At 70.9% G+C, this 23,213-nt stretch carries 20 protein-coding genes, 3 tRNA genes and 1 riboswitch; of the genes, 6 read left to right on the forward strand and 17 right to left on the reverse strand.

The features are described from left to right. Positions 1–67: 67 nt before the first annotated feature. From rpoB to K4G22_RS11015, 9 genes are all read right to left on the reverse strand, one after another. A complete protein-coding gene (gene rpoB, locus K4G22_RS10975; protein WP_228079703.1) occupies positions 68–3,553 on the reverse strand; it encodes a DNA-directed RNA polymerase subunit beta in 3,486 nt (1,161 codons plus the stop codon). A 470-nt stretch (positions 3,554–4,023) separates the two neighbouring features. Then, positions 4,024–4,410 (reverse strand): 50S ribosomal protein L7/L12, encoded by a 387-nt coding sequence (gene rplL, locus K4G22_RS10980; RefSeq protein WP_228079705.1) that lies wholly within the window; start codon positions 4,408–4,410, stop codon positions 4,024–4,026. 114 nt (positions 4,411–4,524) lie between these two features. Beyond that, the gene (rplJ, locus tag K4G22_RS10985; protein WP_228079709.1) at positions 4,525–5,079 is read right to left on the reverse strand and encodes a 50S ribosomal protein L10; all 555 of its coding nucleotides are present in this window, start codon (positions 5,077–5,079) and stop codon (positions 4,525–4,527) included. Positions 5,080–5,380: 301 nt separating this feature from the next. Continuing rightward, positions 5,381–6,277 (reverse strand): SCO4651 family lipoprotein, encoded by an 897-nt coding sequence (locus K4G22_RS10990; protein ID WP_228079710.1) that lies wholly within the window; start codon positions 6,275–6,277, stop codon positions 5,381–5,383. A 147-nt stretch (positions 6,278–6,424) separates the two neighbouring features. After that, entirely contained in the window at positions 6,425–7,141 is a 717-nt protein-coding gene (gene rplA, locus K4G22_RS10995) for a 50S ribosomal protein L1 (protein ID WP_228079711.1), read from the reverse strand. A 105-nt stretch (positions 7,142–7,246) separates the two neighbouring features. Beyond that, entirely contained in the window at positions 7,247–7,681 is a 435-nt protein-coding gene (rplK, locus tag K4G22_RS11000; protein WP_062207522.1) for a 50S ribosomal protein L11, read from the reverse strand. A gap of 250 nt (positions 7,682–7,931) precedes the next feature. Continuing rightward, a complete protein-coding gene (gene nusG, locus K4G22_RS11005; RefSeq protein ID WP_228079712.1) occupies positions 7,932–8,765 on the reverse strand; it encodes a transcription termination/antitermination protein NusG in 834 nt (277 codons plus the stop codon). Between the two features lie 42 nt (positions 8,766–8,807). Next, positions 8,808–9,068 (reverse strand): preprotein translocase subunit SecE, encoded by a 261-nt coding sequence (gene secE, locus K4G22_RS11010; protein ID WP_228084045.1) that lies wholly within the window; start codon positions 9,066–9,068, stop codon positions 8,808–8,810. A 79-nt stretch (positions 9,069–9,147) separates the two neighbouring features. Next, positions 9,148–9,220: transfer RNA gene (locus K4G22_RS11015), tRNA-Trp, on the reverse strand. A 168-nt stretch (positions 9,221–9,388) separates the two neighbouring features. Between K4G22_RS11015 and K4G22_RS11020 the strand changes: the two genes are divergently transcribed. Next, positions 9,389–10,630 (forward strand): pyridoxal phosphate-dependent aminotransferase, encoded by a 1,242-nt coding sequence (locus K4G22_RS11020; RefSeq protein WP_228079713.1) that lies wholly within the window; start codon positions 9,389–9,391, stop codon positions 10,628–10,630. A gap of 90 nt (positions 10,631–10,720) precedes the next feature. Then, positions 10,721–11,743 (forward strand): adenosine deaminase, encoded by a 1,023-nt coding sequence (locus K4G22_RS11025; RefSeq protein WP_228079715.1) that lies wholly within the window; start codon positions 10,721–10,723, stop codon positions 11,741–11,743. A gap of 1,809 nt (positions 11,744–13,552) precedes the next feature. Here K4G22_RS11025 and K4G22_RS11030 read toward each other — a convergent pair. Further along, positions 13,553–14,608, reverse strand: a complete 1,056-nt coding sequence (locus K4G22_RS11030; protein ID WP_228079716.1) for a UDP-N-acetylmuramate dehydrogenase — start codon at positions 14,606–14,608, stop codon at positions 13,553–13,555. A gap of 42 nt (positions 14,609–14,650) precedes the next feature. Continuing rightward, positions 14,651–14,735, forward strand: a riboswitch (ZMP/ZTP riboswitch). A 21-nt stretch (positions 14,736–14,756) separates the two neighbouring features. Between K4G22_RS11030 and K4G22_RS11035 the strand changes: the two genes are divergently transcribed. Then, on the forward strand, positions 14,757–15,617 hold the full coding sequence (locus K4G22_RS11035; RefSeq protein ID WP_228079718.1) for a bifunctional 5,10-methylenetetrahydrofolate dehydrogenase/5,10-methenyltetrahydrofolate cyclohydrolase: 861 nt from the start codon (positions 14,757–14,759) through the stop codon (positions 15,615–15,617). A gap of 79 nt (positions 15,618–15,696) precedes the next feature. On the opposite strand, the gene K4G22_RS11040 is transcribed toward K4G22_RS11035, so the two are convergent. The 7 genes from K4G22_RS11040 to K4G22_RS11070 form a co-directional block, all read right to left on the reverse strand. Further along, entirely contained in the window at positions 15,697–17,157 is a 1,461-nt protein-coding gene (locus K4G22_RS11040) for an MFS transporter (protein WP_228079721.1), read from the reverse strand. Between the two features lie 206 nt (positions 17,158–17,363). Next, positions 17,364–17,939 (reverse strand): TetR/AcrR family transcriptional regulator, encoded by a 576-nt coding sequence (locus K4G22_RS11045; protein ID WP_228079722.1) that lies wholly within the window; start codon positions 17,937–17,939, stop codon positions 17,364–17,366. A gap of 87 nt (positions 17,940–18,026) precedes the next feature. Beyond that, positions 18,027–18,473: a MaoC family dehydratase gene (locus K4G22_RS11050; protein WP_228079724.1), complete on the reverse strand. Its 447-nt coding sequence runs from the start codon at positions 18,471–18,473 to the stop codon at positions 18,027–18,029. Then, positions 18,470–18,943 (reverse strand): MaoC family dehydratase N-terminal domain-containing protein, encoded by a 474-nt coding sequence (locus K4G22_RS11055; protein ID WP_228079726.1) that lies wholly within the window; start codon positions 18,941–18,943, stop codon positions 18,470–18,472. The genes K4G22_RS11050 and K4G22_RS11055 overlap by 4 nt, the downstream gene beginning before the upstream one ends. Before the next feature lie 146 nt (positions 18,944–19,089). Beyond that, positions 19,090–19,254 carry a 50S ribosomal protein L33 gene (gene rpmG, locus K4G22_RS11060; RefSeq protein ID WP_062207566.1) on the reverse strand — a complete coding sequence of 55 codons (165 nt, stop codon included), beginning with the start codon at positions 19,252–19,254 and terminating at the stop codon, positions 19,090–19,092. A 94-nt stretch (positions 19,255–19,348) separates the two neighbouring features. Beyond that, positions 19,349–19,421: transfer RNA gene (locus tag K4G22_RS11065), tRNA-Met, on the reverse strand. Between the two features lie 48 nt (positions 19,422–19,469). Next, positions 19,470–19,542 (reverse strand) — tRNA-Thr (locus tag K4G22_RS11070). A gap of 298 nt (positions 19,543–19,840) precedes the next feature. On the opposite strand from K4G22_RS11070, the gene K4G22_RS11075 reads away from it, so the two are divergent. The 3 genes from K4G22_RS11075 (at position 19,841) to K4G22_RS11085 (ending at position 23,195) form a co-directional block, all read left to right on the forward strand. Then, the gene (locus K4G22_RS11075; protein ID WP_228079728.1) at positions 19,841–21,031 is read left to right on the forward strand and encodes an amidohydrolase family protein; all 1,191 of its coding nucleotides are present in this window, start codon (positions 19,841–19,843) and stop codon (positions 21,029–21,031) included. A 49-nt stretch (positions 21,032–21,080) separates the two neighbouring features. Further along, complete coding sequence (locus K4G22_RS11080; RefSeq protein WP_228079730.1) at positions 21,081–21,737, forward strand: NAD(P)H-binding protein; 657 nt, start codon at positions 21,081–21,083, stop codon at positions 21,735–21,737. A 264-nt stretch (positions 21,738–22,001) separates the two neighbouring features. Beyond that, complete coding sequence (locus K4G22_RS11085) at positions 22,002–23,195, forward strand: sialidase family protein (protein ID WP_425336646.1); 1,194 nt, start codon at positions 22,002–22,004, stop codon at positions 23,193–23,195. Positions 23,196–23,213: the final 18 nt, after the last annotated feature.

Below are 23,213 nucleotides of genomic sequence, written 5' to 3' on the forward strand. Positions count from 1 at the left end.
TCAATGGTCTGTCGGGGTCCGGGGGGAGCCGGAGGGGCGGGCGGACCCGCCCCTCCGACCTGGCCCGTCAGACCTCTTCGACGCTGCTCGGCTCCCGCCGGGACAGGTCGATGCCGAGTTCCTCCGCGGCGCGGAAGACGTCCTCGTCGGTGTCACGCATCTCGATGGACATGCCGTCCGAGGACAGCACCTCCACGTTCAGGCAGAGCGACTGCATTTCCTTGATGAGCACCTTGAAGGACTCGGGAATGCCGGGCTCGGGGATGTTCTCGCCCTTGACGATCGCCTCGTAGACCTTCACTCGGCCGGTGACGTCGTCGGACTTGATGGTGAGCAACTCCTGGAGGGCGTAGGCGGCGCCGTATGCCTCCAGCGCCCACACCTCCATCTCGCCGAACCGCTGACCGCCGAACTGCGCCTTACCACCGAGCGGCTGCTGGGTGATCATCGAGTACGGGCCGGTGGAGCGGGCGTGCAGCTTGTCGTCCACCAGGTGGTGCAGCTTCAGGATGTACATGTACCCGATGGAGATCGGGTCGGGGAACGGCTCGCCCGAGCGGCCGTCGAAGAGCCTGGCCTTGCCGGAGGGCAGCACCATCCGGTCGCCGTCCCGGTTGGGGATGGTGGCGCCGAAGAGGCCGGCCAGCTCGTCCTCACGGGCACCGTCGAACACCGGGGTGGCCACGTTGGTGCCGGGCGCGACGTCGTCAGCGCCGATCGAGGCGAGCCGCTGCTGCCACTCCGCCTCCAGGCCCTCGACCTTCCAGCCCTGGGAGGCCAGCCAGCCGAGGTGGATCTCCAGCACCTGCCCGGGGTTCATCCGGGAGGGCACGCCCAGCGGGTTGAGGATGATGTCGACGGGCGTGCCGTCCTCCATGAACGGCATGTCCTCGATGGGCAGGATCTTGGAGATCACGCCCTTGTTGCCGTGCCGTCCGGCGAGCTTGTCGCCGTCCGTGATCTTCCGCTTCTGGGCGACGTAGACGCGCACCAACTGGTTCACGCCCGGGGGCAGTTCGTCGCCCTCCTCGCGGTCGAAGACGCGCACGCCGATGACCTTGCCGGTCTCGCCGTGCGGGACCTTCAGCGAGGTGTCGCGGACCTCGCGGGCCTTCTCGCCGAAGATCGCGCGCAGCAGGCGCTCCTCCGGGGTCAGCTCCGTCTCGCCCTTGGGCGTGACCTTGCCGACCAGGATGTCGCCGGCCTCGACCTCGGCACCGATCCGGATGATGCCCCGGTCGTCCAGGTCCGCCAGGACCTCCTCGGAGACGTTCGGGATGTCCCGGGTGATCTCCTCGGGGCCCAGCTTGGTGTCCCGGGCGTCGACCTCGTGCTCCTCGATGTGGATCGAGGAGAGGACGTCGTCCTGCACCAGCCGCTGGCTGAGGATGATCGCGTCCTCGTAGTTGTAGCCCTCCCACGGCATGAACGCGACCAGCAGGTTCTTGCCGAGCGCCATCTCACCGCTCTGGGTGGAGGGACCGTCGGCGATCACCTGTCCGGTGATGACGCGGTCACCCTCCTCGACCATGACCTTCTGGTTGAACGAGGTGCCCTGGTTGGAGCGGTGGAACTTGGCCAACCGGTAGGTGACGTGTGTGCCGTCGTCGTTCTGCACCGAGATGTAGTCGGCGGAGACGTCGGAGATCACGCCGTCCTTCTCGGCCTTGATCACATCGCCGGCGTCCACCGCCGAGCGGTACTCCATGCCGGTGCCGACCAGCGGGGACTCCGCCTGGATCAGCGGCACCGCCTGGCGCATCATGTTGGAGCCCATCAGCGCGCGGTTGGCGTCGTCGTGCTCCAGGAACGGGATCATGGCCGTGGCCACCGACACCATCTGGCGCGGCGAGACGTCCATGTAGTCGACCTCGCCGCCGGCGACGTAGTCGATCTCGCCGCCACGGCGGCGCACCAGCACGCGGGACTCCGCGAAGTGGTAGTCGTCGGTCAGCGGCGCGTTGGCCTGCGCGATGACGAAGCGGTCCTCCTCGTCGGCGGTCAGGTAGTCGACCGAGTCCGTGACGACGCCCTCGGTGACGCGGCGGTACGGCGTCTCGACGAAGCCGAACGCGTTCACCCGGCCGAAGGCGGCCAGCGAGCCGATCAGACCGATGTTGGGGCCCTCGGGCGTCTCGATCGGACACATCCGGCCGTAGTGCGAGGGGTGCACGTCACGGACCTCAAGACCGGCCCGCTCCCGGCTCAGACCGCCGGGGCCGAGCGCCGAGAGACGACGCTTGTGCGTCAGCCCGGAGAGCGGGTTGGTCTGGTCCATGAACTGCGACAGCTGGCTGGTGCCGAAGAACTCCTTGATGGAGGCGACGACGGGCCGGATGTTGATCAGGGTCTGCGGCGTGATCGCCTCGACGTCCTGCGTGGTCATCCGCTCGCGGACGACCCGCTCCATCCGGGCCAGGCCGGTGCGGACCTGGTTCTGGATCAGCTCGCCGACGTTGCGCAGCCGCCGGTTGCCGAAGTGGTCGATGTCGTCCGTCTCGACGACGATCGTCCGGCCGCCGGCGACGACCGTCTCGGTCTCGCCCGCGTGCAGCCGCACCAGGTACTTGATGGTGGCGACGATGTCCTCGACGGTGAGCACACCGGCGTCCAGCGGCTCGTCCCCGCCCAGCTTCTTGTTGATCTTGTAGCGCCCGACCTTGGCCAGGTCGTACCGCTTGGGGTTGAAGTAGAGGTTCTCCAACAGCGTCTGGGCGGCCTCACGGGTCGGCGGCTCGCCCGGACGGAGCTTGCGGTAGATGTCGAGCAGCGCGTCGTCCTGCCCCTGGGTGTGGTCCTTCTCCAGGGTGGCGCGCATGGACTCGTAGTCGCCGAACTCCTCCAGGATCTGGTCGGAGGTCCAGCCGAGGGCCTTCAGCAGCACGGTGACCGACTGCTTGCGCTTCCGGTCGATGCGGACGCCGACCATGTCGCGCTTGTCGATCTCCATCTCCAGCCAGGCGCCCCTGGACGGGATGATCTTGGCGGAGAAGAGGTCCTTGTCGGAGGTCTTGTCGATGCTGCTGTCGAAGTAGACACCCGGGGACCGCACCAGCTGGGAGACGACCACGCGCTCGGTGCCGTTGATGCAGAAGGTGCCCTTGTCGGTCATCAGCGGGAAGTCACCCATGAAGACCGTCTGCGACTTGATCTCGCCGGTCTCGTTGTTGGTGAACTCCGCGGTGACGAACAGCGGGGCGGCGAAGGTGAAATCGCGTTCCTTGCACTCGTCGATCGAGTTCTTCGGCGGCTCGAAACGGTGGTCGCGGAACGTCAGGGACATCGACCCCGAGAAGTCCTCGATCGGGGAGATCTCCTCGAAGATCTCCTCCAGACCGGACTTCCTCGGAACGTCCTGTCCACTCTCTAGCGCGGCCTCGACGCGGGCTTTCCAGGCGTCATTACCGAGCAGCCAGTCAAAACTCTCGGTCTGCAGCGCAAGGAGATTGGGAACCTCTAGCGGCTCCTTGATCTTGGCAAAAGAGACACGCAGCGGTGCAGTGCTGGTGCCGTTGTTCGTACTGTTGGTCGAGGCGTTGCGCGAGGCGGCCAAGAGGGGGTCCTTCCGAGGGCTCGGACTCTCTGCGCGCGTGCCGGCCCCCTAGGTGACGGGCAGGAGGCAGCTAGGCAGCGCAAAGGGTCAGTGTAGTCACAAGACCCACTGATGTCCAATGCCCATATCTATCAATCGAGGAGCCACCCTCGGCCGTTGCTCCGTACCGCCGCCAGCCGCCTCGAAGGCTGGCAACGGACCCGTCTGCCGCAGTACTTTCCCACTACGCCGGCGATCCATTCCTCGGATCACGGATCGATCCGGCGTGCGACCAGAGAATCGCGCGACCGCCGCGGTTCGTCAAGGCCCCGACTCCCGCACCACCCGTCCCGGGCACGTCGAGAGGAACGACCGAAGATCACCATACCCGCCCCCGCGTCACGGGCAAGGAGGCCGCTGCGGGAACGCCCAGGGGCGACCACCCGACTGGGTGATCGCCCCTGGTAGGAGGGGGGAAGCGACGCGAGGCGTCACTTCACCTCGACGGAGGCGCCAGCGCCCTCCAGCGACTCCTTGGCCTTGTCGGCGGCCTCCTTGGTGACCTTCTCGACGACGGCCTTGGGGGCGCTGTCCACCAGCTCCTTGGCCTCCTTCAGGCCCAGCGAGGTCAGCTCACGCACGACCTTGATGACCTGGATCTTCTTGTCGCCGGCACCGGTCAGGACGACGTCGAACTCGTCCTTCTCCGGCTCGGCCTCGGCGGCACCGCCGCCGGCGCCCGGGGCGGCGACGATGGCGGCCGGGGCGGCGGCCTCGACGTCGAACTTGTCCTCGAACTTCTTCACGAAGTCCGACAGTTCGAGCAGGGTCATGTCGGCGAACTGCTCAAGCAGCTCGTCCTGGCTCAGCTTCGCCATGATGGCGGTCCTTCCACTTGAGTCGGCTGGTGCCGGTTGAACGTGAGACGCGGGCAGGGCAGCCCACGCCTGAGGTCCTCCGATGGGACCGGGAGACGAGAGACGTCGCTCCGGCTATTCGGCGGACTCGGCGGCGGCCGGCGCACCGGCACCACCCTGCTCGACCTTGTTCCGCAGGGCGTCTGCCGTGCGGACGAACTTCGTGAGCGGGGCCTCGAAGGTGGCGGCGGCCTTGGCCATCGACGCCTTCATGCCACCGGCGAGCTTGGCGAGCAGAACCTCGCGCGACTCCAGGTCGGCGAGCTTGACGATCTCGGCGGCCGAGAGCGCCTTGCCGTCGAGGACTCCGCCCTTGATGACCAGCGAGGGGTTCTCCTTGGAGAAGTCCCGCAGGCCCTTCGCCACGTTGACCGGGTCCCCGGTCACGAAGGCGACGGCGGTGGAGCCCTTGAAGAACTCGTCGAGCCCGCTGACTCCGGCCTCGTTGGCCGCGATCTTGGTCAGCGTGTTCTTGGTCACTCGGTACTGGGCGTTCTCACCGAGCGAGCGGCGCAGCTCCTTGAGCTGAGCCACGGTAAGGCCCGTGTAGGCGGTGACCACGGCCGCGTTGGAGTTCTCAAACCGCTGCTTGATCTCCTCGACGACCGCGCCCTTGTCGGAACTAGCCATAACCTCGGCCCTCCTTCCGGGTTTTTCCGCAGGTGTTCAGCAACCGCGGCAGAAGGGGCCGACCCAACAAAAAAACGCCCTCAGCGCAGGCGCTCAGGGCGGAACACGGGGATACACGAACCCCGTGGTCTTCCACGATCACCTGCGCGGGTCGCCGCGTGAGCGGTCCTTCGGCCACCCCGAATCCGAGGGAAACGGGGCGACAACCAGCGGTCTCTGGCTTCACGTGGAAGAGTACGTGAGCGATTCGCGAATCCGCAAATCGCCCGGGGGCGGACCGGCTCGGAGGGCCGGGCGAAGGTCAGACGGCGCCCATTTCGGCGAGCAGGTCCATGAAGTCGAAGACCGAGTCGGCCGGCGGCGCCTCGACCGTGACGTCGGTGTTGTAGTCGAAGTACCGCACCTGGTTCTCGACCGGTCCCTCGTTGGTGTCGTAGCTCTGCGTGATCTGCACCGGCAGATCGTTCTCGTCGATCCAGACGTCGATCTCGTAGCTCTCGATGCCCTGCTGCTCCATCATGTCCACCAGCTGCTCCAGCTCGGCGTCGGTGAGCCCGGCGGCCGTCCCGGCGGCGTCGCCGGCGATGGCGTCCTCCACGGTCACCGTGCCCTGGAAGTGGCGGGTCTCGACGCCGTCCAGCGTCTCCTCGCCGACCTCCTCGATGCCGGGGGACTGGAGCATGATCCCCATCTGCTGCGCCGGGTCCTGGTTGGTGGACTCCAGGCCCATGGTCAGGGCGTCGGCGATGGCCTGGTCGCCCGACTCCTCGGCGAGCGCGGCGAGGTCCATGCTGAGCCAGGAGCGGCCGTCCATCTCGGACGCGAACTCCTCGCCCATGTTCATGTACATCACGTTGTCGAGCCACCTGATGGTCATCTCCGGCGGGGCGCCGGGGGTGGCCGCCAACTCGTCGGAGTGCGCGGTCATCTCCATGACCAGGGAGGACTCCCAGCTCATGACGCCCTCCATCGTCATGTCGCCGCCGGCAGCCGCAGGGCCGGTGATCTGACCCTCGAACCGGGCCGAGGTCATCCCCGATGTCGTCTCGGCGGCGGCCTGGAGCGCGGACGCGGCGTCCGACACCGTCCGCTCGTCCCCGCCGCCCTCGGACGAGTTGTCCTCGCTGCCACAGGCGGCCGTGCCGGCGAGCAGCGCGACCCCGGCTATCCCGGCCGCCGCTCGAAGCGTGAAACGCATGACTCCCCCAAGGGTTGTGCTGGGTGTGGATGTTGGTTCCCCGTCCACCCTTCACCGTATTTGCTCCCAGGCGCGCACAAAGCGCCCGTCCCGGTTCTGTGACAGAACCGGGACGGGCGCCCGAGGTGGCCCGAGGTGACCCGAGGGTCAGGCGAGGGCGTCCTCCGTCAGCAGGTTGCGGGTGCGGTTGGGGTCAACCGGCACACCGGGGCCCATGGTGGTGGAGATGACGGCCTTCTTCAGGTAACGCCCCTTCGCCGCCGAGGGCTTGAGGCGCAGGATCTCCTCCAGCGCGGCGGCGTAGTTCTCCACCAGCTGCGTCTCGGCGAACGACACCTTGCCGATGATGAAGTGGAGGTTGGCGTGCTTGTCCACGCGGAACTCGATCTTGCCGCCCTTGATCTCGGTGACGGCCTTCGCGACATCGGGGGTGACGGTGCCGGTCTTCGGGTTGGGCATCAGGCCACGGGGGCCGAGCACCCGGCCGAGGCGGCCGACCTTGCCCATCAGATCGGGGGTGGCGACCACGGCGTCGAAGTCGAGACGGCCGCCGGCGACCTCGGTGATCAGTTCGTCCGAGCCGACGATGTCGGCTCCGGCGGCCTCCGCGGCGGCGGCACGGTCACCGGTGGCGAAGACCAGGACCCGGGCGGTCTTGCCGGTGCCGTGCGGGAGGTTCACGGTGCCGCGGACCATCTGGTCGGCCTTGCGGGGGTCGACGCCCAACCGCATGGCGACCTCGACGGTCGAGTCGAACTTGGTGCCGGAGGTGTCCTTGGCGAGACGGACGGCCTCAAGCGGGCTGTAGACGCTGTTCTTGTCGATCTTGGCGTCCGCGCCGCGAAGAGTCTTGCTGCGCTTCACTGCTGCTCCTGGGGTGAATCGGTGGAGTGGTGGTCCGGGCCAGCGCGTGGCCCTGCCACGAGGTCGAGACGGCACTGGGGAGCCGTCGGGAGCCTGAGCTGCCCGTCAGCCCTCGACGGTGACGCCCATGGAACGGGCGGTGCCGGCGATGATCTTCTCGGCGGCGTCCAGGTCGTTGGCGTTCAGGTCGGGCATCTTGGTGGTCGCGATCTCCCGCACCTGGTCGCGGGTGATCTTGGCGACCTTGGTGGTGTGGGGCGTGCCCGAGCCCTTGTCGACGCCGGCGGCCTTGAGGATCATCTTGGCGGCGGGCGGAGTCTTGGTGATGAAGGTGAAGGAGCGGTCCTCGTAGACCGTGATCTCCACCGGGATCACCCAGCCACGCTGCGACTCGGTGGCCGCGTTGTAGGCCTTGCAGAACTCCATGATGTTGACACCGTGCTGACCCAGCGCCGGACCGACGGGCGGGGCCGGGTTGGCCGCGCCTGCCTGGATCTGGAGCTTGATCAGCCCAGTGACCTTCTTCTTCTTGGGAGGCATGTGCTCTCTCCGGGTCCTAGATGAGAGGTAACGAAGCTCCCGCCGACGGCTTACCAGGCGACCTGGCGGGAGGCATACCGCACCACGGTAGCGGGTAACCTGACGGGCCCCAAATGCGGGCCGTGATCAGCGCGACGATCGCGGTCGGACCATCGACGGTCGGCGGTCGGCGGTCGACGCGCGCGGGAGCGAGAGAAGCCCCGATCAGCGCTTGGAACGCTGGCCAGGGCTTCCCGACGTCGTGTTGTGCTCAGTTCTTCTGGATCTGGTCGAAGCTCAGCTCGACCGGGGTCTCCCGGCCGAAGATCTCCACCAGGCCCTTGACCTTCTTCGAGTCGGCGTTGATCTCGTTGATCGTCGCCTGAAGCGTGGCGAACGGGCCGTCCGTGACAGTGACCGAGTCGCCGACCTCGAAGTCGAGGACCTGCACCTCGACCCGGCGGCCACCGGCGCCGCCCTCGGCCGCGGCCTCCGCCGCCGCCTTCTGCTCGACCTCGGGGGCCAGCATCTTGACGATCTCGTCCAGCGTCAGCGGATACGGGTCGTAGGCGTTGCCCACGAAGCCGGTGACGCCCGGGGTGTTCCGCACCACGCCCCAGGACTCGTTGGTGAGATCCATCCGCACCAGCACATAGCTGGGCAGCTTGTTCTGCTTGATGGTGCGCCGGTCGCCGTTCTTGATCTGGACGACCTCTTCCTGCGGCACCTCGACCCCGAAGATGTAGTCCTCGACGTTCAGCGAGACGGCCCGCTGTTCGAGGTTGGTCTTCACCCGGTTCTCGTAGCCGGCGTAGGTGTGCACGACGTACCACTCGCCGGGCAGCGTCCGCAGCTCCTCGCGCAGCGCGGCGACCGGGTCGACCGGCTCCTCGGCCGCTTCCTCGGCGTCCCCGGCCTCGTCCGCCTCGGCCGGCTGCTCGGCGACCTCGTCCGCCGCGACGCCCTCGGCGTCGTGCGCCGTGGCTTCGGCGGCGTCGGCCTGCTCGACATCGCTCTGCGCGGCCTCTGCCACCTCGACCGTGTCGCGCGCGGTGTCCTCGCCCACGGGTTCGGGGGAGGCGTCGTTCAGGTTCGGGTCAGACACGGTAGCTGCTTCTTCCTGACTTTCGTTACGAGGGATGACACATCAGCCGAAGACGTAGTCGACGGCTCGGCTGAATCCCCAGTCAAGCACGGTCAGGATGCAGATGACGACGACTACGAAGATGATCACCGCTGTCGCGTACGTCGTCAGCTGTCGCCGCGACGGCCAGACGACCTTGCGCAGCTCCGCGACGACCTGGCGGTAGAAGAGGGCGAGCTTGCCCAGCGGGCCTCTCTTCGCACGACGGCCGCGACGACCGGCGCCCTCGCCCCGGGGCTCTGGCGCCACATCGGAGTCCGTGATCCCAGCCACTCGTCCTCACCCGATCCCGGTCATGGTCATAAGCCGCCCGGCCACCCGGACGGCTTTTCACTTCGTGTAGCAGGGCCGGAGGGACTTGAACCCCCAACCGCTGGTTTTGGAGACCAGTGCTCTACCAATTGAGCTACGACCCTTTGCCGTGTGGCGACGACAACCTACCGCATCCGGCGCCACAGGTGAGGAGTGTACGTGTTCAAAGCCCGGCCGTCGAACGGTTGGTGCTGGGGTTTCCCGCGTGACGACTGGGCCGACCGCTCACAACCCGTGTGCCGGCCCGGGAGGCCGTCTGCGACGATGCCCCCATGAGTGCCGCAACCCCATCCCCCGCCCAGCCGCCAGTCGCGCCGCCCGCCCAGCGCCGGGTCTCGGCGCGGATCGGTGCCATCTCCGAGTCGGCCACGCTGGCCGTGACCGCCAAGGCGAAGGCGCTGCGCGCCGCCGGCCGACCGGTGATCGGCTTCGGCGCCGGCGAGCCCGACTTCCCGACGCCCGACTACATCGTCGCGGCGGCCGAGGCCGCCTGCCGGGAGCCCAGGTTCCACCGCTACACGCCGGCCGGCGGACTCCCCGAGCTGCGGGAGGCGGTGGCCGCCAAGACCCTGCGCGACTCGAAGTACCAGGTCGAGGCCAGCCAGGTGCTGATCACCAACGGCGGCAAGCAGGCGATCTACGAGGCGTTCGCCACCCTGCTCGACCCGGGCGACGAGGTGCTCGTACCCGCCCCGTACTGGACCACCTACCCGGAGTCGATCCGGCTGGCCGGCGGCGTCCCCGTGACCGTCGACACCGACGAGACCAGCGGATACCTCGCCAGCGTCGAGCAGTTGGAGGCGGCCCGCACCTCGCGCACCAAGGTGCTGCTCTTCGTCTCGCCGTCCAACCCGACCGGCGCGGTCTACTCCCCCGAGCAGACCAAGGCCATCGGCCGCTGGGCCGTCGAGAACGGCCTGTGGGTGCTCACCGACGAGATCTACGAACACCTGGTCTACGGCGACACCGAGTTCAGCTCGCTGCCGACGCTGGTGCCCGAGCTGGCCGACCGCTGCGTCGTCGTCAACGGCGTCGCCAAGACCTACGCGATGACCGGCTGGCGGGTGGGCTGGCTCATCGGCCCGTCCGACGTCGTCAAGGCCGCGGGCAACCTCCAGTCGCACGCCACCTCCAACGTCAGCAACGTGGCCCAGGCCGCCGCGCTGGCCGCCGTCTCGGGCGATCTGGACGCGGTGGCCGCCATGCGGGAGGCGTTCGACCGGCGCCGCACCACCATCGTGCGGATGCTCAACGAGATCGACGGCGTCAACTGCCCCGAGCCCAAGGGCGCGTTCTACGCCTACCCCTCCGTCAAGGAACTGCTCGGCAAGGAGATCGGCGGCCAACGCCCCGCCACCACGCTGGAGTTGGCCGAGGTGCTGCTGGAGAAGGCCGAGGTCGCCGTGGTGCCGGGCGAGGCGTTCGGCACCCCGGGGTTTCTGCGGTTCTCCTACGCGCTGGGCGACGACGACCTCGTCGAGGGCATCGCGCGGATCCAGAAGCTGCTGGCCTAGGCGCCATCAGGTGGCGCGCCGGTCCGAGTTGGTGTTCGGGCCGGCGCGACCGGGTTTTGGCGGACGGTGGACTTGCGGCAAGATCCTGGAATGGCTCGTGCACGTGATCTCCGAACCCTGCCGAAGGCCCATCTCCACCTGCACTTCACCGGGTCGATGCGGCCCGGGACGCTGCGTGAGCTGGCCGACAAGTACGGCGTCCACCTGCCGGAGGCCCTGCGCGGCGGCGAACCGCCCCAGCTGCGCGCCACCGACGAGCGCGGCTGGTTCCGCTTCCAGCGGCTCTACGACCTGGCCAGGTCCTGCCTGCGGGAGCCGGACGACATCCGGCGGCTGGTCCGCGAGGCCGCCGAGGAGGACGTCAAGGACGGTTCACGCTGGCTGGAGATCCAGGTCGACCCGACCTCCTACGCGCCGCGCCTCGGCGGGCTGATCCCGGCCCTGGAGATCATCCTCGACGCGGTCCGCACCACCTCGCGCGAGACGGGTCTCGGGATGCGGGTCCTGGTCGCGGCGAACCGGATGAAACACCCGCTCGACGCCCGCACCCTGGCCCGGCTCGCGGTCCGCTACCGCGATCAGGGCGTCGTCGGCTTCGGCCTCTCCAACGACGAACGCCGGGGCTTCGCACGGGACTTCGACCGCGCCTTCGCCATCGCCAGGGACGGCGGCCTGCTGGCCGCCCCGCACGGCGGCGAGTTGGCGGGGCCGATCAGCGTGCGCGACTGCCTCGTCGACCTGGGCGCGACCCGGGTCGGCCACGGTGTCCGCGCCTCGGAGGACCCGGCGGTGCTGGCCGCGCTCGCCGACGCGGGCGTCACCTGCGAGGTCTGCCCGGCGTCCAACGTGGCCCTCGGCGTCTACCAACGTCCCACGGAGGTGCCCCTGCGCACCCTCTGGAACGCCGGCGTCCCCATGGCCCTCGGCGCCGACGACCCCCTCCTCTTCGGCTCCCGCCTCGCCGACCAGTACCGCATCGCCCGCGACCACCACGCCTTCACCGACCACGAACTCGCGGAACTGGCCCGCCAATCCATCCACGCCTCCGCCGCCCCCGACGACATCAAGACGAAGACCCTCCTCGACATCGACACGTGGCTCGCGGTGCGCTAGCCGCTGCGCGGGGCGCTGACCGCGGGGCGCTGGCCGCGCGGGCGGGGCGGGGTGCGCGGTGCGCTGGCCGCGCCGGGCGGGCGGGGTGTGCGGAAGCGCAGGCCAGGCGGGGCAGCGGGCTGGCCGCGCCGGCCAGGTGGGGTGCAGGGAGGCACCGGCTGCGCCAGGCGAGGCCGGGTGGGCAGGGGCGCAGGCCAGACGGCGAGACGGGGCGCGGGCGCGGATCGCCAGGCGGGCGGCACGCTGGCCGCGCGGACAGGGCGGGGTACGCAGGGCGCTGGCCGCGCGGGCGGGAAGCGCCGGCAGGGCGGGGTGTACGGAAGCACCGACCAGGCGAGGCAAGCGGGAACGACAAGTGCCAGCCGCGCCGAGCGGGCGGGATGTGCGAAAGCGCAGGCCAGACGGGACGGCGGGCTGGCCGCGCCGGCCAGGTGGGGTGCAGGAAGGCACCGGCTGCGCCAGGCGAGGCCGGGTGGGCAGGGGCGCAGGCCAGACGGCGAGACGGGGCGCGGGCGCGGATCGCCAGGGGCGCTGGCCGCGCGGACAGGGCGGGGTACGCGGGGCGCTGGCCGCGCGGGCGGGAAGCGCCGGCTGCGCCGGGGTGTGCGGAAGCACCGACCAGGAGGGGCAGCGGGCGTGGAGCGCAAGCCACGCCGGCGGGGCAAGCGGGAACGACAATGGCCGGCCGCGTCGGGCGGGCGGGCTGCGCCGGCAGGACGGTGCGCTCGCCGCGCGGGCGGGACGGGGGGCTGGCCGCCCCGGGGCAAGCGGGAACGACGAGTGCTGGCCGCGCCGGGCGGGCGGGCCGCGCCGGGCGGGCAGGGTGTGCGAAAGCGCAGGCCAGACGGGACGGGGGGCTGGCCGCGCCGGCCAGGTGGGGTGCGGAGAGGCACCGGCTGCGCCAGGCGAGACGGGGCGCGGGCGCGGATCGCCAGGCGGGTGGCGCGCTGGCCGTGCGGGCAGGACAGTGCCCGAGGAAGTGCGGGCCACACCGGCAAGGCGAAGACCGGGGCACCGGCCGCGCCAAGCAAGGCGGTCCCCGGAGAAGCACCGGCCGCACCGGCCGGGGCGCGCGGAGACACAAGCCACAGTGCACTGGCCACACCCGCCAGGTGGGGTACAGGGAAGCACCGGCCACGCCGGGCGACGCGGGGTGGGCCGAGGCGCAGGCCAGACGGGGCGCGATGTGCTGGCCGCGCCAGCGTGCGAAAGCCCAGCCCAGGATGGGCAATGGGCACGGAGCGCGAGGCGCGCCGGCAGGCGGAACCCGCGGCGGCACCTGCCAGGCGGAGCGAGCGCGGTGCGCTGCCGCGCGGGCTGTGGGAGCGCAAGGCGCGTCGGGCAGCGGGCATGGTGCGCGGCCGTCACATGACAGGCGTGCGGCGCCGACGGTGTCGGCTGGGTAGGAGCGTCGCGCTCCCGCGCGGAGCGCTGGCCGCGCCGGCAGGCGGAAACGTACGAAAGCCCAGGCCACGTAAGGCAGCGGACGCGGAGCGCCGGCAGGGTCGGCAAGGCGGAAGCGGAGAGCGCGCCGCGGGCGGAACCTGCGAGAACACAAGCCGGGCGGGGCAACGGGCCCAAAGCACCAGCCCCGTGCGAGGGCGCGCAGCGCAAACCGGCGCGCCGGCCGCGTCAGCGAGCGGGCCACGCGGAAGCGCACGTGAAGCCGCACAGCACAAGGCACGCCGGCAGGCGGAACATACGAAAACCCAGGCCACGCGAAGCAACAGACCCAGAGCACCAGCCCCGTGCGAGGGCGCGCAGCGCGAGGCGCGCCGGCTGGGGCGGCGGTTGCCGCTGATCGCTCGGTTAGAGCGTGGCGTTGATGAGGACGGGTTCGTTGACGAGGGTGATGCCGAAGGCGGCGTGGACGCCGTCGCGGACCTCGCGGGCGAGGGTGAGGAGGTCGGCGGTGGTCGCTTCGCCCCGGTTGGTGAGGGCGAGGGTGTGTTTGCCGGAGATGCGGGCCGGGCCCGTGCCGTGGCCCTTGGGGAAGCCCGCGCGGTCGATCAGCCAGGCGGCGGACGTCTTGGTGAGGCCATCGGGGGTCGGGTACGCCGGGGCGGCGACGTCGGGGCCCAGGCGGTCCGCGACGCGGTCGAGGAAGGCGGCGAAGGCGGCCTCGTCCAGAACCGGGTTGGTGAAGAAGGAGCCGGCCGACCAGGTGTCGTGGTCCTCGGGGTCGAGGACCATGCCCTTGCCGGTGCGGAGTTTGAGCACCGCGTCCCTGGCGTTGGCCAGCGGCACCCGGCCGCCCGGTTCGACACTGAGCGCGCGGGCCGTCTCGGCGTACTGGACGGGGCCCGAGAGGCCGCCGGCGTCGTTCAGCTCCAGGCGGACGCGGAGGACGACATGGCGGTCGGGCTCGGCCTTGAACCGGCTGTGCCGGTAGGCGAAGCCGCACTCGGCGCCCGGCAGGGTGACGAGCTCGCCGGCGGCGCGGTCGTAGACGTCGACCTCGGTGATCACGGAGGAGACCTCCTGACCGTAGGCGCCCACGTTCTGGATGGGGGTGGCGCCGGCGGAGCCGGGGATGCCGGCGAGGCATTCGATGCCGGCGAGGCCGGCGTCCACCGCCTGGGCGACGGCCGCCGACCAGTTCTCGCCGGCGGCCAACTCCAGCCGGGTGCCGTCCAGTCGGTAGCCGGTGGTGGCGATGCGCAGCGCGGTGCCCCGAAAGCCGGCGTCGGCGATGACGAGGTTGCTGCCGCCGCCGACGAGCAGCAGGGGTTCGCCGTCGGCGTCGGCCCGTCGCACCGTTTCGACGATCTCCTCGTCGGTGGTGGCGGTGAGCAGCCGGTCGGCCGGTCCGCCCAGCCGGAGGGTGGTCAGCGGGGCGAGCGGGGCGTCAGGTGATTCCAGCACCAGGCCACCCTACGAGACGTGCCACGCCGGTCGACTAAGGTGAGGGCGGGCCGTGACTGGCGCTGGGGTGGAGTACCACCGGGGAGCGGCCTGACATCCGTCGATGCCGTGCGCCTGGGCGACTCGTTTCGAGGCTCAGGAGTGGTACGTGACCCAGACACAGTCGGCTCGCCCGATGGACGGCACGGGCCCGGCGCGGCGCCTGGTCGAGGCCAGTGCCGCGGACGCGGCGGAGGTTCTGCGGCGGACGGGGACGGCGCCCTGCCTGGCGACGGTCCTGGTGGGCGAGGATCCCGCGTCGGTGGCCTATGTCCGGATGAAGCGCCGGCAGTGCGAGCGGGCCGGCATCGCGTCCCGGCGGGTGGCGTTGCCCGCGTCGATCAGCACCGAGGGCCTGGTGGCGGAGGTGACCGCCCTCTCGCGTGACGCCGGGGTGCACGGGATTCTGTTGCAGCATCCGGTGGGGCCGCATATCGACGAACGGGCGGCGTTCGAGGCGATCGCGCCGGAGAAGGACGTCGACGGGGTCACCACGCACTCGTTCGCCGCGATGGCCTTCGGCCTGCCCGGCTTCGTGTCGTGCACGCCCGGCGGGATCATGCGGCTGCTCGACGCGTATGACGTCGATCTCGCCGGCAAGCACGCCGTGGTGGTGGGGCGCAGCGCGATTCTCGGGAAGCCGGCGGGCCTGCTGCTGCTCGGTCGGGACGCCACGGTGACGTACTGCCACTCGCGGACGGTCGAGCTGTCCGCGCGGGTGCGGGAGGCGGATGTGCTGCTCGCCGCTGTGGGCCGACCGAGGTTCATCCGGGGTGCGGACATCAAGCCGGGTGCCGTGGTGATCGACGCGGGCTACAACGAGGGGAACGTGGGCGATGTCGACTTCGAGTCGGCGCGGGAGCGGGCGAGCCTGATCACGCCGGTGCCGGGCGGCGTCGGGCCGATGACCATCGCGGTGCTGCTCGCGCAGACGGTGGTGGCGGCGAAGCGTCAACTGGGCCTGGCGTGACGGCCCCCCGGCCCCGGCGGCTGACGGGCCGCCGGGGCCGGGGGGTCCGTCGGACGGAGCCGCCGGGCGGGGTCGCCGGTCAGGGGACGAGCGCGGGGGCCGGCTCGGGGCGGTCGCCCTCGTTCCCCTCGGGGGCGCCGCCCGCCGGGGGCGCCTGCTCGCCGCGACGGGGGGCGAGCAGCACCACGAGGCCGGCGGCCAGCACCGCCGCCGCGCCGAGCCAGACGGCCGGCGTCAGCCCGTCGACGAAGACCTGGGGCGTCCCGTAGCCGCCCTGGCTGGCGAAGACGGAGGCCAGTACGGCGACGCCGAGCGCGCCGCCGACCTCGCGCAGCGCGTTGTTGACGCCGGAGGCGATGCCCTCGTCGCGGGGCGCGACCGAGCCCATCACCATGGCTCCGGCCGGCGCGAAGAACATCGCCATGCCGACGCCGCAGAGGACGAAGGCCGGGATCTGGGGGGCGTAGCCCGCGTCGGGCCCGGCGAGGGCGGCCAGCCAGCCGAGCCCGGCGGCCATCAGCACCATGCCCGAGGAGATGATCACCCGGCCGCCGATCCGGTCGGTGAGCGCGCCGGCGAGGGGGGCGACCAGCAGCGTCATCCCCGTCCAGGGCAGCATCCGCAGGCCGGCCTCGGTGGGGCTGTAGCCCTGGATCAGCTGGAGGTACTGGGTGAGCAGGAAGATGGAGCCGAACATGCCGGCGAACATCAGCAGGCTGGCGGCGTTGATGGCGCTGAAGGTGCGGGAGCGGAAGAAGCGCATCGGCAGCATGGGGTGGCTGGTCCTCAACTCCCAGCGGACAAAGGCGATCAGCAGCAGTCCGCCGAGGACGAAACCGGTCACCACCGAGCCCGACGTCCAGCCGTGTTCGTGGCCGCGCACCAGGGAGAGCACCACACCGAACAGGCCGGAGCTGACGAGGGCGGTGCCGATCAGGTCGAGCCGGTCGTTGCCGCCGGTGCTCTCGGCGAGCTTGCGGCGGGCCAGCGGGATCAGGGCCAGGCCGATGGGCACGTTGAGCCAGAAGATCCACTGCCAGGAGAGGTGTTCGGTGATGGCCCCGCCGACCAGGGGCCCGGCCGCGACGGCGAGGCCGTTGACGGCGCCCCAGATGCCGAAGGCCGCGCCGCGCCTGGCGGGCGGGACCGAGGCGGAGATCAACGTGAGGCTGAGCGGCATCAGGATCGCCGCGCCGGCGCCCTGGAGGGCGCGGGCCGCGATCAGCGCGCCGGTGGAGCCGGCGACGGCGGCGCCGGCCGAGGCCACGGTGAAGATCAGCACGCCGACGCCGAAGACGCGGCGCCGTCCGAACCGGTCGCCCAGCGCCGCGCCGAGCAGCAACAGGCAGGCGAACGGCAGGGTGTAGCCGTTGACTATCCATTCCAGATCGGCGAGTTCCCCGCCGAGATCGTCCCTGATCACCGGCAGCGCGGTGGTGACCACAAGGTTGTCGAGCGCGGCCATGAAGGTCGCGGCCCCCACGATGATCAGCGTCCAGACGACGCTTCCGTCGCGCGGTGGGCTGGCTGTCTCTTTCACGTTCCCCTCCTCTCCGGGCCCTTGGAGGTCCCGGAAACGCTCGCCGAAGGCCGCCCCCACGGCGGTTCGGCGATGGTCCGACCGCTGGTGGCGACTGGCTTGGTATTGATTGGTCAATAACTTTCGAGGGCAGACGGGTGCCCGGGTCAGGACCGACAGGCTGATCCGACAGGATCTACAGGATCTACAGGATCTACAGACAGAACCTAGGAGTTGGAGCCCTCCAGGTAGTCGAAGACCGTCAGGGTCTCCCAGACGCGGTGCCCCTCGGGGAAGCCCATGGTCAGCATCACGTTGATCAGCATGCCGATGCCGACGAAGTCCCTGGTGAGGGTGGTGTCGTCGCCCAGCTTCGCCAGGATCGAATCCCACATCTCGGCCCAGGCGGACCTGATCTCGGCGGCGAACTCGTGGTCCCCCTCCGACTCCCTGGCGCTGACCGCGACATACATCTGCATCTGGAAGAGCAGATGGGCGCGGTCGCTGATCAGCGGGAAGTACGCCTTGCACATGGCGTCGTGCGCCTCCTGGGGGGCGAGCCCCCCGGCGGCCTCGTCGAACCGCCGCCGCATCTCATCGATGGTTCGATGGGCCGCGGCCAGGAAGATCGCACGCTTGTCGGGAAAGAGGCGGAACAGATAGGGCTGCGAGACGCCGACCCGCTTGGCGATGGCCGCCGTCGAGGTGCCGACGTAGCCGGCGCGGCCGAACTCGATCACGGCCGCGCGGATGACGCTCTCGCGCCGCTCCTCGGCCGACATGCGGCCACTCTCCCGTGCCATGAGAGTAAGTTATTGGTCAATCACTAATCATGTCAACCCCCGACCGGCGACGCCGTGTTGGCCGTCTCGGTCGAGGGTTGAGGGGCCCTAAGGGAGCCGGACCACGGCGCGGGCCAGGCCGAGCACCTTCTGCTCGTCGCTGTGCGCCGTCAGGTCGATCCGGACGGTGCGACGTTCGTCGTCCAGCTTGGCGGCCACCCGGGCGGCGACCCTGATCTCGGCGCCGACCCCGTCGTCGGGCACGACCACCGGCTTGGTGAAGCGCACCCCGTACTCCAGCACGGCGCCCGGGTCGCCGACCCAGTCGGTGACCACCCGGATCGCCTCGGCCATGGTGAACATGCCGTGGGCGATCACATTGGGCAGGCCGACCTCGACCGCGAAGCGCTCGTTCCAGTGGATCGGGTTGAAGTCCAGCGACGCGCCCGCGTACCGCACCAGCGTGGCGCGGTCGACGGGGAAGACGCGGGCGGGCAGCTCGGTGCCCTCCTCGACCTCCGCATAGGCGACCTTCGTACGGGTGTTCGCGCTCATCGGTCCCCCTCCCCCGCCGGGGCCTCGTCGGCGCTGCGCGCGACCAGCTTGGTGTACGCGGTCGCCACATGGGCGCCCGACTCGTCGTGCAGCTCGCCGCGCACGGTCACCATCTCGTTCCCCTTGAGCGATTTGATCGCCTCGATCGTCGACGTCACGGAGAGCCGGTCGCCGGCGCGCAGTGGGCGTTCGTAGGTGAACCGCTGCTCGGTGTGGACCACCCGGCTGTAGTCGAGCCCCAGCTTGGGGTCCTGGACGACGTCGAACGCGGCGCGGTAGCTGACCAGGAAGACAAAGGTCGGCGGCGCGATCACGTCCGGGTGGCCCAACTCCCTGGCCGCCTCGGGCCGGGTGTAGGCCGGGCTGTCGTCCCCGATCGCCTCGGCGAACTCGCGGATCTTCTCCCGGCTCACCTCGTACGGCTCGGTGGGGGGATAGCTCCGCCCGACAAAGGACTGGTCGAGGGGCATCGGCGGAATCCTCACATCCTGAGATCCATCGTAGGGACAGGCGCGTGCCCACAGAGACGAAACCGCCCCCGGTGGATACCGAGGGCGGTTTCACACAGCGAACTCCTGGCCCTTCGGGCTTGAGAACCCGGGGGGCTCCCGCTGGATCAGCGGGTCTCGCGGTGGGCCGTGTGCGCGTTGCAGCGCGGGCAGTGCTTCTTCATCTCCATGCGATCCGGGTCATTACGCCGGTTCTTCCTGGTGATGTAGTTCCGCTCCTTGCACTCCACGCAGGCCAGCGTGATCTTCGGGCGGACGTCGGTGGCAGCCACGTGAGTGCTCCTTGACGGATGGACGGGTAAAACCTATTGAACACAGAGAAGAGTAGCCGATCGGAGGACCGACCCCGCAATCGGCTACTGAGAGTAGCGGCGACCGGACTTGAACCGGTGACACAACGATTATGAGCCGTTTGCTCTACCGACTGAGCTACGCCGCCACAGGGTGAGCCACCCTCATCCTCGCGGATAAGGGCCCGGCACCCCAGAGCCCCAAAACGGAATCGAACCGTTGACCTTCTCCTTACCATGGAGACGCTCTGCCGACTGAGCTATTGGGGCGAGCGCTCAAGAGATTACACGGTCCCCGGCGGATGGCGAAATCCATTGAGACCCGGTCCCTCTGGGCGGGGCGGTACGATTTTTCCCGCCCCGTTCCCCCGGCTTCTTCAGACTTGTTCCGGCTTCTGCTGGCTTCTTCTGGCTTCTTCGGTTTTATCCAGATTCCGCTGATCCGCCAGGTTGCTCCCGATCGGCCCGGTGGCGGCCCCTTACGCTCGCTTCCGTCCCGCCGCCCGTGGCCGGAAGCGCCCTCGCGACCGCGCTCGGGCCGCTGCTCGTCGTCTGACCTGGGAGAGCGATGCCGGACTCGGATCGGCTGCTGCTGAGTGGTGCCCGCCTGGCCGACGGCCGGGCGGTGGATGTGGCCCTGGCCGACGGCCGGATCCTGGCCGTCGCCCCGGCCGGCACCCTGCCGGCGGGCGCTCCGGGCGAGCGGGTCGATCTGGCCGGCTATCTGCTGCTGCCCGCGCCCGCCGAACCCCACGCGCACCACGATGTCGCGCTGACCGCCGAGGCGGGGGGAGCCGCCGGCGGCCCGGTCGTGCTGGAGCGGCGGATCACCGAGGCGGCGCTCTCCCAGCTGGGCCATGGCGCGACCGCGCAGCGCAGCCATGTGACGGTGCGCGACGAGCGGGGGTTGGCCGCCCTCGCCGCCGCACGGCGGGCCGCCCTGGCGCTGACCGGGCTGACGGAGCTGGGCACGGTGGCGCTGCCGGGGCGGCTGACCGGCACGGCCGGGGCTGAGCAGCGGGCCCTGCTCAGGGAGGCGGTGGTCTCGGGGGCGGACGCGGTCGGCGGCGCGCCCGATCTCGATCCGGACCCGGCCGGCCATCTCGACCAGGTGGTCGAGCTGGCCGCCGAACACGGCAGCCCGGTGGATCTGCACACCGACGCGGCGGACGCGCGGTGGCTGGGGCGGCTGGTGGCGTTGGCGCGGGCCCGTGGGGTGACGCGGCTGACGGTGGGCCCGGCCGGCGGCCTCGGCCGGCTGGCGCCGGCGGAGCTGGCCGGTGTCGCCGAGGGCCTGGCCGCCGGCGGGGTGAGCGTGGTCTCGCTGCCGCAGGGCGGCTGCGCGGGAAGCCGCGGCGGGCGGGTGCCCGTGCGGGAGCTGACGGCGGCCGGGGTGCGGGTGGCGGCCGGCAGCGGGGCGTTGCGTTCGGTCGTCAATCCGGTGGGGCGCGGGGACCCGCTGGAGGCGGCGTTTCTGTTGGCGTCCTGGGGCGAACGGGCGCCGCTGGCCGCCTATGAGGCGGTGAGCCGCGCGGCGCGGGCCGCGCTGGGCCTGGCGGCGGTGGCAGTCGAGGTGGGGGCGCCGGCCGAACTGCTGGCGGTGCGGGGGGAGTCGGTGGCCGGGGCGCTGTCGTTGGGGTACAGCCGGGTGGTGCTGCACCGGGGGCGGATCGTGGCCAGGACGAGCGCGGTCCGCGAGTACCGCTCGGATCCACCGAGCCCGGTGGGTCTCGAACTGCCGCGCCAACCGGCGGGATGAGCGTGGTCGGGAGCCCCGGGTGTGCGCCGGAGCGCGTTACCGTCGAGGTATGCGCACAGTCATCGCTGGTGGACATGGCAAGATCGCCCGGCGGCTGGAGAAGCTGCTGTCCGGGCGGGGTGAGCGGGTGGCCGGGTTGATCCGGCAGCCGGAGCAGGCCGGAGCGCTGCTCGACGCCGGGGCCGAACCGGTGGTCTGCGATCTGGAGTCGGCGGGGGTGGAGGAGGTCGCTCGGCATCTGGCCGGTGCGGACGCCGCCGTGTTCGCCGCTGGTGCGGGCCCAGGGAGCGGGGTGGCCCGCAAGGAGACGGTGGATCGGGCCGCCGCCACGCTCTTCGCCGACGCGGCGCAGCGGGCCGGGGTGCGGCGGCTGTTGGTGGTGTCGGCGATGGGGGTGGACGACGAGCCGCCGGCCGGCACGGATCCGGTGTTCGCCGCCTATCTGCGGGCGAAGGGGGCGGCCGACGCGGATATCCGGGCGCGCACCGGGCTGTTCTGGACGATTCTGCGGCCCGGTCGGCTGACGGACGATCCGGGCACGGGCCGGGTGCGGTTGGCGCCGAGCGTCGACTACTCGACGGTGACCAGAGACGATGTGGCGGCCGTGCTGGCGGCGTTGCTGGAGCGGCCTTCGTCGGCGGGGTTGACGTTGGATCTGGTGAACGGGGACACCCCGATCGCCCGCGCGGTCGCCGAGGCGGCCTGAACCGCTCCGGGCTGTCCCCGGGCTTCCCTGAGCCTCCCCGGACTTCCCTGGGTTTCTCTGAACGAACGGCGTCCGTCGCCTTGTCGGCCGGCGGACGCCGTTCTACTGTGCGTGGGACGTCCAACGTCCAACGTATGGCGTCCTATGTGTGGTCCGAGAGTCCTCGCCGACAGGAGTGAGTTCGGTATGCATCCCCTGACGTTTTCCCTGACGCGTCTCTCAACGGCCCGCGCCCGTGCGGGTGTCGGCCGGCGGAGGCGGGCGGTGCCGCTGGTGGTGGCGACCAGCGCCGCGCTCGGCCTGCTGGTCGCGGCGGCACCGGCCGCGCTGGCCGGCGGTGGTGACGGCGGCACGCCCCCTGCGGCCTGTGACTCCTCGGTGCCGTTCGTGTCCGGCACCGAGGGCTATGACACCTTCCGGGTGCCGTCCGCCGTGGTGCTGCCGTCAGGGGCGCTGCTGGCCTTCGCCGAGGGGCGGGTCTCGGGCGCGAGCGACACCGGCGAGATCGATGTGGTGGCGCGCCGGTCCGAGGACGGCGGCTGCACCTGGGGCCCGTTGACGGTGGTGGCCGAGGGTGCCGGCGACACCCGGGGGAACCCGGCGCCGGTGATCGATCCGGCGACCGGCCGGCTGGTGTTGGTGACCTGCTACAACAGCGGCGAGGTCACCGAGGCGGAGATCATGCGCGGCGAGGTCACCCCGGAGCAGAGCCGGCGGGTCTTCGTGCAGACCAGCGACGACGAGGGGCGGACCTTCACGCCGCCCAGGGAGATCACCGACCAGGCGAAGCTGCCCGACTGGCGCTGGTACGCGACCGGTCCCGGGCACGCCATCGCGCTGACCACCGGCGAGCACGCCGGGCGGCTGCTGGTGCCGGCCAACCACTCGGCGGCCCCGCCCGCCGGCTCGCCCGACACCGGGCGGGAGTCGCGCTACTACGGTTCGCACGCGCTCTACAGCGATGACGGGGGCGTCACCTGGGAGTTGGGCTATGTGGACGACAGCTATGACGGGGCGGTCAACTCCAACGAGTCCAGCGCGGCCGAACTCCCCGACGGACGCGTCTACTTCAGCGCCAGGGACCAGAACGGCGAGGCGGCGGGGAACCGTCTCGGCGGCTACTCGTCGGACGGCGGGGCGAGCCTGGAGGGGCCGCTCCTCGCACAGCCGGGCCTTGAGTCGGTGCCCGTGGTGCAGGGCAGCGTGCTCCGACTCCCGGGCGAGGAGGGGCCCTTGCTCTTCTCCGGGCCGTCCAACCCGGACGCCAGGGAGGCGTTGACGGTCTGGCGCAGCGACGACGACGGGGCCTCGTTCGAGCCGGCGGTGACGCTCTCCGAGCAGCCGGCGGCCTACTCGGATCTGGTGCGTCTGGACGACGGCACGGTCGGCGTGCTCTACGAGACCGGTGTCCAGGGCCCGTACGAGACGGTCGAGTTCCGCCGTCTCGACGAGAGCTGACACCAGAAGCGGGCCGGC

The sequence above is a fragment of the Streptomyces profundus genome (genome assembly GCF_020740535.1).
Classification (GTDB): Bacteria; Actinomycetota; Actinomycetes; order Streptomycetales; family Streptomycetaceae; genus Streptomyces; species Streptomyces profundus.